General features: G+C 53.2%; 11 protein-coding genes. 7 read left to right on the top strand and 4 right to left on the bottom strand.

Annotation, left to right across the window (positions count from 1 at the left end; all coding sequences use genetic code 11):
• Positions 1–181: 181 nt before the first annotated feature.
• Entirely contained in the window at positions 182–1,771 is a 1,590-nt protein-coding gene (locus tag DQX05_RS06730) for an alkaline phosphatase family protein (protein ID WP_119792036.1), read from the top strand.
• 94 nt (positions 1,772–1,865) lie between these two features.
• Positions 1,866–2,030 carry a hypothetical protein gene (locus tag DQX05_RS30590; RefSeq protein ID WP_182914647.1) on the top strand — a complete coding sequence of 55 codons (165 nt, stop codon included), beginning with the start codon at positions 1,866–1,868 and terminating at the stop codon, positions 2,028–2,030.
• Positions 2,031–2,079: 49 nt separating this feature from the next.
• Here the strand turns inward: DQX05_RS30590 and DQX05_RS06725 are convergent, their stop codons facing one another.
• A complete protein-coding gene (locus DQX05_RS06725; RefSeq protein WP_119792035.1) occupies positions 2,080–4,128 on the bottom strand; it encodes a serine hydrolase domain-containing protein in 2,049 nt (682 codons plus the stop codon).
• 455 nt (positions 4,129–4,583) lie between these two features.
• Between DQX05_RS06725 and DQX05_RS06720 the strand changes: the two genes are divergently transcribed.
• Positions 4,584–5,396 (top strand): GNAT family N-acetyltransferase, encoded by an 813-nt coding sequence (locus DQX05_RS06720; RefSeq protein WP_119792033.1) that lies wholly within the window; start codon positions 4,584–4,586, stop codon positions 5,394–5,396.
• A gap of 178 nt (positions 5,397–5,574) precedes the next feature.
• A complete protein-coding gene (locus DQX05_RS06715; protein WP_119792031.1) occupies positions 5,575–7,656 on the top strand; it encodes a serine hydrolase domain-containing protein in 2,082 nt (693 codons plus the stop codon).
• Between the two features lie 61 nt (positions 7,657–7,717).
• Here DQX05_RS06715 and DQX05_RS06710 read toward each other — a convergent pair whose 3' ends face one another.
• Genes DQX05_RS06710 through trhO form a run of 3 tightly spaced genes read right to left on the bottom strand, consistent with a single transcriptional unit; the run spans position 7,718 to position 9,568 of the window.
• A complete protein-coding gene (locus DQX05_RS06710; protein ID WP_119792029.1) occupies positions 7,718–7,990 on the bottom strand; it encodes a YuzB family protein in 273 nt (90 codons plus the stop codon).
• Positions 7,987–8,652, bottom strand: a complete 666-nt coding sequence (locus DQX05_RS06705; RefSeq protein WP_119792027.1) for a helix-turn-helix transcriptional regulator — start codon at positions 8,650–8,652, stop codon at positions 7,987–7,989. The genes DQX05_RS06710 and DQX05_RS06705 overlap by 4 nt, the downstream gene beginning before the upstream one ends.
• On the bottom strand, positions 8,642–9,568 hold the full coding sequence (gene trhO / locus DQX05_RS06700; RefSeq protein ID WP_119792025.1) for an oxygen-dependent tRNA uridine(34) hydroxylase TrhO: 927 nt from the start codon (positions 9,566–9,568) through the stop codon (positions 8,642–8,644). Before trhO ends, DQX05_RS06705 begins: the two co-directional genes overlap by 11 nt.
• Positions 9,569–9,913: 345 nt before the next feature.
• On the opposite strand from trhO, the gene DQX05_RS06695 reads away from it, so the two are divergent.
• From DQX05_RS06695 to DQX05_RS06685, 3 genes are all read left to right on the top strand, one after another.
• On the top strand, positions 9,914–10,450 hold the full coding sequence (locus tag DQX05_RS06695) for an NADPH-dependent FMN reductase (protein WP_119792023.1): 537 nt from the start codon (positions 9,914–9,916) through the stop codon (positions 10,448–10,450).
• A 43-nt stretch (positions 10,451–10,493) separates the two neighbouring features.
• A complete protein-coding gene (locus DQX05_RS06690) occupies positions 10,494–10,634 on the top strand; it encodes a helix-turn-helix domain-containing protein (protein WP_119792021.1) in 141 nt (46 codons plus the stop codon).
• An 842-nt stretch (positions 10,635–11,476) separates the two neighbouring features.
• A complete protein-coding gene (locus DQX05_RS06685) occupies positions 11,477–12,208 on the top strand; it encodes a LytR/AlgR family response regulator transcription factor (protein WP_119792019.1) in 732 nt (243 codons plus the stop codon).
• The last annotated feature ends 176 nt before the right edge of the window (positions 12,209–12,384 follow it).

Raw genomic sequence — 12,384 nt, 5'->3', positions numbered from 1 at the left:
GCCAGGGGTACTTTTTTCCAATCAACAGCATAAAAACCCGTGAATATCGCACCCTATATGTTGTATAAGGTTATTTATGCCAAGCGCGCAGGGGAAGTCTGTCGGTCTTCGCGGAGTCGGAAGACTTCCGCCTGTCATTGGCTCGTAGCCTACTTCATGCACAGGGTGGGGTGACGCATTCATGCGGGCCAAGATGATACGGCTGATTCTATTGCTCTGCGTCCTGGTTATTCTTCCCGGATGCCAGAAGCCAGAACAGAAACCAAAGGAAAATCGGATACAACTGCAGTCCATGGAAGGAACCGGTTCCAAAAAAGTGATCTATTTGTTGATCGATTCCTTAATGTCGCAGGCTATCGATCGGGGCATCGAACGAAATGAGCTGCCTGCGTTCCAATTTCTTACCAAGCACGGGCAATACTATAAGAAAATGGTCTCTTCTTTTCCGACGATGTCCGTTACGATTGACAGCTCTCTGCTGACGGGAACGTATCCAGACGAGCATCGAATCCCGGGACTGACCTGGTATTCCGCGTCCGAGAAGAAAGTCATTAATTACGGGACGGGCCCGATGGAGGTGTTGAAGCATGGCGTTAACCCGGTATTGACAGATCTCTTGCAGCATTTGAACGGCTCGCATCTGAATCCCAAAGTTCCGACCATCTATGAGGACTTGGCCCGGCGCGGGCATACAGCCGGCTCCATTAACGGGTTGATCTTCCGGGGGACGAAGAAGCATACCTTATCGATTCCCGCCTGGATTCAGCGTCCTGCCTCCTTGCCGCGGCAGATAGAGGTGACAGGCCCCGATCTGCTGGCGCTCGGCGCGTTTTCCAACCCGTTCGAGGGGAAGACCGATCTTCGTGATGGCATCACCCGTCGCATAGGGTTGAATAATGCATATTCCGTGGAAGCGGCGAGATACTTGATAAGCAACAACCAACTGCCGGATTTCTTATTTGTCTATTTACCGGATCTGGATCAGAAGCTGCACAAGAATGGACCCGGGGAACGAAGGGGCGTCCAACAAGTGGACCGGCAACTTCGTTCGTTGCTCGAAGAATTCGGCTCGATGGAAGATGCTTTACGGCAGGCGGTATTTATCATTGCCGGGGATAGCGGCATGACGTCCATATTACCGGCACGGGACAATCCAGTCATCGAGCTGCCTTCTCTCCTGGCGAACTATCGCGTGCTGCGGCCGGGGGACGCGGTGTCCGATGAGACCGACTTGATTCTCGCGGTCAATGAGACGATGGCCTATATTTACACGAACGGCAAGCACAAGCCGCTGCGAACGATAGCCGAATCGCTGTCTTCTGATCCGCGCATCGACCTGATCGCGTGGAAGGAACACGGCTGGATACATTCAGTTCCCGGGAACATGCGACAGGAGATGAGGTATCATGCAGACGGGCCGCTCATCGATACGTATGGGCAGGCGTGGACAATCGAAGGCGATGCGAAAGTGATGGATCTTCAGGTTGATGCATCTGCGAAAACGATTAACTACGGACACTATCCTGACGGACTGCGGCGATTATCGGCGGCGCTGCACTCCCATGAGGGAGAGTTCCTCGTCGTAACCGCGAAGCCGGGCTATGAGCTGGCGGACAGAAGCTCCCCGACGCATAAAGGCGGCGGGGGACATGGGTCGATGCGAAGCGAGGAATCGCTCGTGCCGCTGCTTATTTGCGGCACCGATCGGAAACCGGAGCATTTGCGCATCATAGACCTCAAGCCATTTTTGCTCGAATTGCTCTCGCGTTAGGAACAATCCACGAAGATTCTCCGCTCGGAATAGGTGATCGATCGGGTATAATGGTTCCCCTATACACCACCCGTCCGGGTTGAAGGAGTGCCCGATGAACCAAGTTGACCATGACGCAGACCTGCGGCAAGATGACGACTTTGGTATGGGCGAGCCGAAAACGACTGCCGAGATGCTGAAGCGAAGCACTTTATCCGGCTGGAGCTTCGGGACGGTATGGGCAATCGACGAAGGCCGAACCTATCCTTATCATCCATAAGGACAACAATAGGAAGCAGCTCCCGATGGTTATGGGAGCTGCTTCTTCGCTAGAACAACCCGCCTTCGCGATATAACCCCTGGAAGGCGTGGTACAGCATATATGCCGCTTCCTGGCGCAGCAGCGGATCCGTGGCCCGGACATCAATGCGGCCGTCTGCGCCCGGCGTGGTATCCGGTCCGAATAGCTGGCGGGCCGCGATGCTCTGCACCCCTTCCAGCGCCCAGGAATCGGCCGTCCCGGCAAGCGCCGCTTCGGAAGGCTTCGCTGGAGCGGCCTGGACGAGCGCCCGCCACAGGATGGCTGCCGCTTCCTGACGGCTGATCATGCGATCCGGCTCGAAGGCGCCGCCGGCCGTGCCCTTGATGATTCCGCGCTCGGCCAATGTATTGATATGCCGCAGGTACGGGCTCTCTGCGGTATCCGTGAATGCGGCCGCGCTCCTGGACAGCGGCAGATCGAGCATGCCGATCAGTAGGCGGGCGAATTCGCCCCGGGTCACGGCTTCCTCGGCACGAAGCGGATGATCCTCTTGCCCCTCCAGCACGCCCAACTTCTGCAGCTGTTCTATCGCATCGCGGTACGGCTGAGCGGCCGGGACGCCGGTTCCGGTGCCAGGAGGCTGATCCGGGGCCTTGATCGCAATGCTGTACGGATTCAGATACATCATATATCCGATGGATCCGTCTTCCTTCTCCTTGAATGCCATGGTTAGCCCATAGTCATCGATGAAGAGCAGGGGGTCGATCTGCCGCAGTTCAATTTTGCCGCCGACGGTGTCCTCGACGAGCAGCTTGCCATCATCGGATGCGGCAATGCGGGTCAAGTTCATTCCTTTGCGCGCGTCGCGATAGAGGCCGGCGAACCGTTCCAGCTCCGTTCGGCTCGGCTTGAGAAATACCGGCTTGGCAGACTCTTCCGGGAAGAAGCGATTCATAAATGCCTGCATGAACTCCACCCGCAACTGAGCGTTTTTCGTATTATAGGCGATGAAGATGCCGACTTTCTCTTCCGGCAGCAGCCACATCCACGAAGAGAATCCGTCCGTATCTCCCGCTTTCTCGATCACGTACCGGCCGTTATGCAGCGGATGCAATGCCGCTTCGAAGCCGTAGGTCATATTAGGTTTCTTCGGGTGGATGGCATAGTGGAAGCGGTGCATCTCTTCCGCCGCTGATCCGGATAGGATACGATGGCCATCGAGCTCGCCGCTGTTCAGATGGGCCATCATGAATCTGGTCATGTCACTTGAGGTCGAATGCATGCTTCCGTGCGGTGCGATGGTCGGCGTATAGGTGTACGGGGCAATTGCCGCCCCGGAAGAGTCATAGCCGACGGCCATGGCGGATCTGGTGTCTGCATCCATGACGAAGCCGGAATGCGTCATGCCCAATGGCTGGAAGATATGGTTCTCCATATATTGCTCGAACGGCATCCGCGAGACTTGTTCGACAATATAGCCTTGCAGCAGATTGGCAAAGTTATCGTATTTGAACATATCGCCCGGCTTCCGCACGACAGACGGCATACGCTCCCGAAGATATTGCTCCATCGATGTGTATTGGCCGAAATCGGTATGAATATCCTTCGCATCCATATCCGTATAGTCGAAGCCGGTCGTATGGGTCAGCAAATGCGTGATCGTGACCGGTTCCTTGAATGGATTACTCAACTTCAAGCCAACGCCCAAGTAAGCTTCGATGTTGTCATCCAGCCTGAGCTGGCCCTGATCGGCAAGCTGCATGACCGCGGCCGCAGTAACCGATTTGCTGATAGAGGCAATCCGGACGACCGTATCGGCCGTCATCGGTATCCGTGTCTCCGCATTCGCCATGCCATACCCTTTATTGAGTAGAACCTGATTCTCCTTCACAATGGCAACCACTGCGCCGGGAGCGCCGGACGAGCGGAAAGAATCGCTTGCAAAAAACTCATCTGCAAATGACTCCACTCGCTTCAGATCGCAGGGACTGAATCGGGCCGCTTGCGCCTCCGTTCTGATGTGATTAGACCCCTTTGCCGCAGCGGACGGACCGAACGCCATGACGGCGGCAAGCGCCAGCGCTAGAATGCGAGCGGCTGTTTTTCCTTGTTTCATTGTTTCTTTTCCCCTTTCTCAGAGCCTTCTTCATCAAGCCTAGTTCGAGTATATCCGCTGACGTCGCGTCACTTTCAACCCCCAATATGGCAGCATGGAATATGAAAAATTTCCGGATCGGTCTTTCCGGGTACGGGAGGAAACAAGGCGGCAGGGCAGATATGAGATTGGCCCTGTCCAATTGCGCCTTATCGGACACTTCCGTATAATTGAAATGCGATGGGGGAATTGTCCTGACCGCTTTTACATCGAACGGAAGAAAGGGTGATCGTATGTTTTTTCCATCGGCCATCATTTTCAGAGCGCTCCATGCAACGTCTGCACGATAAACAGATGGCGATAGCTGCATGGAGATATTGTTAAAATATCGCCGCCATTCATTCTGACTGGCTATTCTGTATTTGACAGCAGACTTGCGACCCTTACGAAATATATATAATAAGGAGCGAGTTGGAATGAAAGAAATGGATCAACGGATGTCCGCTTATATTCAACATAATTTTATGGAGAAAGTCTCGTTCGTCGCACGGGAGAGCGAAGGCATGTCCGTCCAGACCACGGAACAATATATGCTGGTCGATTGCGGCATGCCCGCGGATACGTTCAATATTGGCGTCCTGCGGGCAGATGATGCCGGATCAGAGGGCGCTGTGCGGCAGATGACGGATTATTTTGCGGCGCGATCGTTCCCGATGTCGCTATGGTGCTGGGAGCCGCTGGGCGCAAGCGCCCGGCAGGAGATTGAACATGCCGGGCTAAGTCTGGCCGAGGTCAATGAGGGCATGTATGCGTATGCGGAAGACCTGTCTCCGGAGGCGTACATGCCGGAGGGCTTTGCCGTGAAGCAGATTCGGACTCCTGGGGAAGTAGAGCAATTTGGTGCGGTCTTGTCGTGCCTATTCGGAGAGAGCAGCGAAGCCAAGCATGTCAGCCTGTACTATGAGCGGCTTGCCGAATCCCAGCTATGGACCCGGCCTGAGATGGCGTTATATATCGGAGTGCTGAACGATGGAACGCCTGTCACCGTCGGATCGACCATGCGCAGCCGGGATAGCGTCGGCATATATGATATCGCGACCTTGGACGAATACCGGAAGCGAGGCTTCGGCTCTGCCATGTTCCATCATATTTTGTCTGACATCTTGACCTGGCATGACGGGCTTATCGTCCTGCAGGCTTCCGAAGCGGGGGCAGGCGTATACAAGCGGGCAGGCTTCCGCCCGGTATGCGCCATTCGGGTCTTTGAGAATGGGCATGGAATCGAGTAGAGTGGAAATAAACGTTGACATCGGCCCGTGAATGCGGGCATCAGGCGGCGCCCCTTCCTGCATCCGAGGATCAGGAAGGGGCGTTTTTTGCCGTGCCCTTCTTTTTCCTATTTGATTGAACCGATCGTGCTGCCAGATCGTACTAAGTAATAGATTCACAAAAAGGAGGAATTTTGGAATGAAGAAAAGGCTCTCTTGGGTGCTGGCCGTAGCGCTTGCCCTGTCGATGATCGCGCCGTCAGCGGCGATGGCGTCCCCGTCCGGCAGCAGCGCTGCTGCGGCTGCGACTCAGGGATTGGAGAAGATCGCGGCCGAGAAGGCGGCGCTGCTCACCGAATCGTACGGGACGATCAGCGTACAATATGCGCTGATTGACAACGGCAAGATCACGGTGTCCGGACAGACCGGCATGAACGATATGGAAGGGAAGAAGCCGCTTACCAAGGATACGATGTATGGCATCGGATCGACGAGCAAAGTGTTTACGGCCGCTGCCGTCATGAAGCTGGCCGATGACGGGGAGATCGATCTCGATGCGCCCTTGGTCCGCTACATTACCGACTTCACGATGAAGGACGAACGGTACAAGCAGATTACGCCGCGCATGCTGCTGAACCATTCCTCCGGTCTTCAAGGCTCCAGTCTCGGTAGCTCTTTCCTGTTCGAGGATAATGACACCTATGCGCATGATACGCTGCTGAAGCAATTATCCGCGCAGAGCCTGAAGGCGGACCCGGGAGCGTTCTCGGTCTACTGCAATGACGGATTCACGCTGGCCGAGATTTTGGTAGAGAGAGTCAGCGGCATGGACTATACGGCATTCATTCACAAATATTTTACCGATCCGTTGAAGATGACCCACACGAAGACGTCCCAGGACGAATTGGAAGGAAGCAAAATGGCTGGGCTTTATTTCCCTGTCTACCAGGGACAGCTTCCGAATGAAACCGTCAACGTTATCGGAACAGGGGGAATTTACTCCACGGCGGAAGATCTGGTGCGATTCTCGCAACTATTTACGGGCCAGGCGGACGGCATTCTCTCTGACAAGGCGGTACAGGCGATGGCGGACGAGGAATACAAGAAAGGCCTGTGGCCGGAAGATACGGATAATATCTTCAACTACGGTCTCGGCTGGGACAGCGTGAAGCTGTTCCCGTTCAACGAATACGGAATGAAGGGCTTGGCCAAAGGCGGGGACACGCTCCTCTATCACGCTTCCCTCGTCGTGCTTCCGGAGCAGAAGATGGCGGCAGCGGTGCTGTCCTCCGGCGGTTCCAGTTCGACGAATGAGTTGCTGGCGAACGAATTGCTGCTGCAAGCGTTGAAAGAGAAGGGCGCAATCAAAACGATCAAGCCGGAGAAATCCTTCGGCAAGCCAGTCAAGGCGGAGATGCCTGCAGAGGTAGCAAAGCATGCAGGTTATTACGGCACCTTAGGCCAGAATATCCAGATTGAGATCAAGAAGGACGGAGAACTGTCTTTGCCGCTGACATTCATGATGGATAATTCGCAAGAAAAGTATGTGTATACTGCGGATGGGAGCTTCGTCAATGAGAACGGAACCTCCAAGGTCAGCTTCGTAACCGAGAAAAATGGACGCACATACCTGTGGATGAGAGAATATATCACGGTGCCGGGACTGGGGCAGCTCGCCATGTCCCACTATGCGGCCGAGAAGCTGGAAGACAACAAGCTTCCGAAGGAGACCGCAGACGCATGGGCGAAGCGGGAAGGCATGACTTTCTATCCTGTGAACGAGAAGTATACGTCTCTCATGTATCTCATTATGCAATCGTCGGTACAGATCACCCGCACTGACGAGCTGCCGGGCTATCTGGGGGACAAAAAAATTACAGGTCCGAATACGGCGACGAGCCAGCTTCAGATCCCGGGAATGGCAGGCCGGGATATGGCTGAAATCCGCTTCTTCACGCAGGATGGCGCCGACTATATGGAGTCGGCCGGCGGCTTATATGTGAGCGGGGGGACAGTAAAGCCGCTCTACGCGGGCAAAGAATCCAAGCTCACGCTGCAAGCGAACGGGCATGCCAAATGGCTCACGGTTCCGAAATCGGCCGCAGGCAAGACGATGACCGTCGCGCTGCCGGCGAAGGGTGCGTTCGCCGTCTATGACGAGCAGGGCCTCTGCGTGAATTACACGGTCGTCAGCGGCAATAACGAAGTGTCGCTGCCGGAGAACGGCACGATCGTATTTGCCGGCGCGCCGGGCTCGGAATTCGGCATCGCCTTGAAATAGCCCACTCAAAAAACCAGTAAGACACAAGAAGATGTGTTTTACTGGTTTTTTTGCGTTTCCTTTATTCATCGTACAGATCTTCCTCCGCATATTCATCCAGCTCTGCGGTGATTGTCTCCTTCACACGGTCAAGGCATTCGTTCACGGAACGGGCCGTAACGCGCTTGCCATTGACGAGCGCATAAGGCTGCCGGGCGCACAGGCCGCACAGTGACAGACATTCCATGCGCAGGACGGCAATGTCGGGATTTTCCGCCTCGAACGCTTCGAGAGCGTCGGAATTGATGCCGTTATTGGCGCAGACCTCCACGATGACAAAGCCCATATTGTTCATGATGTTTCCCCCCTGGCTGACCGGATTCCGCCATCGGCCCCCTTGATCTTATAGACGCACTTCCTGTCTCCGCTGGCGAGGCAGGATGTCCGTTCCACTTCCGCGCCGAGCAAGTCTGTGAACAGCCGCAGCTCGCAAGCGCAGGCGTGGTTATATTGATTCGCAATCCGGGCAATCGGGCAATTGTATTCGGTCAAGACGAACTCGTTTTCGCTTATTTTATCCCATTCGGCCATATAGCCGCTCTCATCCTGAATACCGGCCAGAAGCGCGACCTTGTCGGCCAGCTTCTTCCCGCGCAGGCGGGACTCGTATTGATTGTACAGGGAGCGCTGCCGGAGATCGAACAGGCGGTTCACTTTGGCTTCGCCGGAATCTTGTGCGAGCTCGGCCAGGAGCTCCAGGGCTACGGCATGATACTTCTTCGGAAAATGATCATCGGCGCCTGCAGTTAAACGATAGACGGCCATCGGACGTCCCATCGGCTGGCGGACGGTGCCGGATTCGATCAAATGATCGCGGTCCAGCGTATTCAGGTGCCGCCGCACAGCCATCAAGGTGATTCCCAGCCGCTCGCTCATCGCTTTGGCGCTTAGCTCGCCATCTGTCTTGAGCATTTGCATAATTTTCTCGCGCGTCGATAGCGGCGCGTTATCCATCATGGGCTATCACCGCCTTGTTAACGGGCTGCTGCCGCGGAGGCCAGTCATGCTGCCGGCATTCCTCCGAGCAATACCCTTCGTACTCGGCTTGGCACGCATCGCAGCACAGATGCTGGCGATGGCAGGTATCATCCGCACAGTTGATATAATTCTCGCTCGGCTGGCCGCAGTGATAGCAGGTGCCCACGACGACGTTCTCGTCCGTATGGTTGATCGGAACCGAGATTCGTTCGTCGAACACATAGCAGTTGCCGTCGAACAGCCGGCCTTGCGTAACCGGGTCTTTGCCATATGTTACGATGCCGCCGTCCAATTGATATACATCCTCGAAGCCTTCCTTGCGCATGACGGCGGTCAGCATCTCGCACCGGATTCCCCCCGTGCAGTACGTAATGATGGTCTTGTCTTTATGCTGTTCCATATTGTCCCGAAGCCAGTCAGGGAATTCCCGGAAGCTGTCTACGTCCGGACGAATCGCGTTCCGGAAATGACCCAGATCATACTCATAGCCGCTCCGCCCGTCCAGCACGATGACATCGTCACGCTGCAAATATTGCTGGAACTCGACCGGACTGAGCCGACCGCCGCCGTCGGTGTTCGGGTCAAGCTTCTGATCGTAGCGAAGCGTAACCAGTTCCTTTTTGTGACGGACGAACAGCTTTTTGAAGGCATGCCCGTTGCTGTCGTCCACCTTGAACAAGAGATCCTCGAACAGGGGATGGCCGTGCATATCCGTCATATACCGTTCGGTCTGTTCCACTGTTCCGGACAGCGTGCCGTTGATTCCTTCGTTAGCAATCAGAATGCGTCCCTTGATGCCGAGCTCCTGGCAATATCGCAGATGTTCGGCCGCAAAGGCTTCTGCGTCGGGGATCGCCACATATTTATAAAAAAGAAGCACTCGATAGTCTTTCATCGTGCGTACTCAATCCTTTCGTTATCGGAGTCTGTCAACAAGAAGAGCGGAAGAGAGAGGGGGGGCCTCTACCTTCCGCCGCATTCCATGGCATAATGAAGCTTACCAATGCTTGTCAATCACAATAGATTTATTCTAACGAACGAGACATACATAGTCAACATAGAAGTTTATAATGTATCGATAAGTGAACCCGAATGTCACAGGGACGTCTGGGCGCTTTCGAATTGACAAAGCCAATGGGTGTGTTCCATAATTATTATACATTAATGTTGCAAAAGTATCAAAACCATGATATGGATGTCGAACCACGTCACGGTCGGCAGAAGAGAGGGAGTGTCGGGAATGAAATTACTCGGTATATCAGGAACGATCGTTGGTTCCAAGACGGGAATCGCGGTGCAAAGCGTGCTGGATTCGGCGAAGCAATTCTATCCCGAGATCGAGAACGAATATCTCGATATGAAGGATTATCAGGTCCAGTTCTGCGACGGGAGAGAGCCATCGGCGTATACGGGGGATACGAGGACCGTCATCGATATCGTGTCTTCCGCAGATTGTTATATTATCGGGACGCCGATTTTCCAATCCTCGATCACGGGCGTGCTGAAAAATCTGTTCGACTTGGTTCCGACCGCGGCCTTTTACAATAAAGTGATGGGATTTGTCGCAACGGGCGGCACGTACCAGCATTACCTCGTCGTTGAGAATCAGCTGAAGCCGATCGCCGGTTATTTGCGGGCGTTCGTCGCGCCAAGCTACGTCTATTTGCATGACGATCATTTCAACGCGGAGCGGCAGATAGCCGATCCGGATATTCGCGGCCGCCTGGACAGACTAGCCCGTGAAGTCGTATTCATGAACCAGAAGCTGAAAGGCTGAGCTTCGCTGTATTCAAGCATTGCTTGCGTAATGCCGTTCCTTTATAATTACAAATCTGCTCCGTGATGATGATGTGAACGTGACCGATGCGGCGGCCCGGGTCGGGTATGCCAATCTCAGCCACTTTGCCGAAGTGTTCCGCTACAAATACGGCATGAATCCTTCCGAACTGCTGCATCGGTGATTGCCGCAAATGTTACCGTACCGGTAGCGGCAGAAATATCGGGTGCCGTTATCGGAGTAGACGTCAAGACGATTAGGTCTTGGCTTTTTTTCTTCCCCCTTAGTAGAGCATGTCATATTTCTACCCTTTAATACCTTCTGCAAAGACAAAAATGAAGATTTATATCCGCCCGAGAAACATTATAATACGGCTACGTTTCAATTGAAGAAGATAAGTGGGATAAAAAAGAAGATTCTGAGATTTAATAAGGCAAAAAGCATTTAACCAAGAGGAGGCAAAAATAATGGCATAAAGAATTAACCTCGTTTAGAAAAATGATATTTATTGTAATCGTCACCGTATGAACCGACAACCACTCCATGTAATCCTCCGGGATGAATTTATACCACAAGTCCCCCCCAACCCTTCACAAATTGAAACTAACTAATTGTTAACAATAACAAACCGTCCTTTTTGTTTCTATTACATAATCCTGAATTAACAAAAATAATGATGTGTGGCAGCCTCGGTAAGCTCTAGCGATGCGGTACCGACAGGTGGCCATTTGCTTGTCGTTTACCCGACTCTACCGTTATCTTCTAGGCAGGATAGGCCAAGAGCTTTACTAATCTTTTGGAACCGCCCATAAAGGTAAAAATTAGTATAGCTAGGAAGATCAAACATATAGGCATTCGGACTCGGGATTGAGCATGTCTTCACCGCTAATGAATCGGCGATTGATAAATGAGGCTTGGCAAGGAGGTGGAATTGACGAATAGAAAGAAATCAGGAGAAGGGGACACAAGGTGTCCTTCCGATTTCTCTGGACAAGTTACGTAGTAAAGCAAGAAGGAGTGAGGCTTATGATGCCCCCGATTCGCACGTTGGTAGTTGATGATGAACGACATAGCCGCGACGAGTTAATCTATTTATTGAAGCAGCATTCAACTATAGAAATTGTAGGCGTGGCAGACAGTGGGGAACAAGCCGTCTTGCGGGCAATGCAATTGCAGCCGGATGTAATCTTTCTGGACGTTGCGATGCCAATTATGAGTGGGATTGAGGCAGCGAAGGCGATTGCCAACATGAAGGATGTTCCGCGACTTGTCTTCGTGACCGCAAACAGACAGTTCGGAGCAGAAGCTTTTCGTCTGGAAGCCTTTGATTATTTATTGAAGCCGCTCGATAAAGAACATCTGGCGGACACCGTCAGGCGCCTGGAGAAATGGACTTGCCCGCCAAGCGTGCCGGCCCCGCCAAGAATAGGAAGCAAGCTTGCGGTTGAGGTGGAACAGGAGATCATTTATATCAATCCGAAGGAAATCATTTTTATCACGCATAAGAATGGCGTAACCCGAATTGTCACGATAACGCGGGAATATCAAATGAAGACACCTTTAAAGGAACTGGAGAGTCGAATGCGGCATCATTCCTTTATACGTATTCATAAGAGCCATATTGTGAATTTTCATTTTGCAAAGCGGCTTATTCCCTGGTTCAATGGCGCTTATCAACTTGAACTGTCCGGGGCGGACGAATTTCTATCCGTAAGCCGCAATTACGTCAAGGCTTTCCGCCGGGCACTTGAATTGTAAGACCGGATCAGGCATCCACAGGGGATGAACAAATGCACGTTAAGTGCCAGATCATACATCTTGACGGTCCATTTCGACATGATAAGAGCCAAATAAACACATAACAAACGCTTTCCTTTATAATGCTTTGCAGGGCATGGCCGGGGCTGGGTCAAAGCACCCAGATTGCCACTACA

It is taken from the genome of Paenibacillus thiaminolyticus, assembly GCF_003591545.1.
In the GTDB taxonomy this organism is placed as follows: Bacteria; Bacillota; Bacilli; order Paenibacillales; family Paenibacillaceae; genus Paenibacillus_B; species Paenibacillus_B thiaminolyticus_A.
The sequence above is the reverse complement of the archived record's forward strand: the minus strand, read 5'-3'. Positions and strand labels throughout refer to the sequence as shown.

Bases quoted from the DNA above. Each gene is read 5' to 3' on its own strand.
- DQX05_RS06730 (WP_119792036.1), top strand. From the start codon at position 182: ATGCGGGCCAAGATGATACGGCTGATTCTATTGCTCTGCGTCCTGGTT.
- DQX05_RS30590 (WP_182914647.1), top strand. From the start codon at position 1,866: ATGAACCAAGTTGACCATGACGCAGACCTGCGGCAAGATGACGACTTT.
- DQX05_RS06725 (WP_119792035.1), bottom strand. From the start codon at position 4,128: ATGAAACAAGGAAAAACAGCCGCTCGCATTCTAGCGCTGGCGCTTGCC.
- DQX05_RS06720 (WP_119792033.1), top strand. From the start codon at position 4,584: ATGAAAGAAATGGATCAACGGATGTCCGCTTATATTCAACATAATTTT.
- DQX05_RS06715 (WP_119792031.1), top strand. From the start codon at position 5,575: ATGAAGAAAAGGCTCTCTTGGGTGCTGGCCGTAGCGCTTGCCCTGTCG.
- DQX05_RS06710 (WP_119792029.1), bottom strand. From the start codon at position 7,990: ATGAACAATATGGGCTTTGTCATCGTGGAGGTCTGCGCCAATAACGGC.
- DQX05_RS06705 (WP_119792027.1), bottom strand. From the start codon at position 8,652: ATGATGGATAACGCGCCGCTATCGACGCGCGAGAAAATTATGCAAATG.
- trhO (WP_119792025.1), bottom strand. From the start codon at position 9,568: ATGAAAGACTATCGAGTGCTTCTTTTTTATAAATATGTGGCGATCCCC.
- DQX05_RS06695 (WP_119792023.1), top strand. From the start codon at position 9,914: ATGAAATTACTCGGTATATCAGGAACGATCGTTGGTTCCAAGACGGGA.
- DQX05_RS06685 (WP_119792019.1), top strand. From the start codon at position 11,477: ATGATGCCCCCGATTCGCACGTTGGTAGTTGATGATGAACGACATAGC.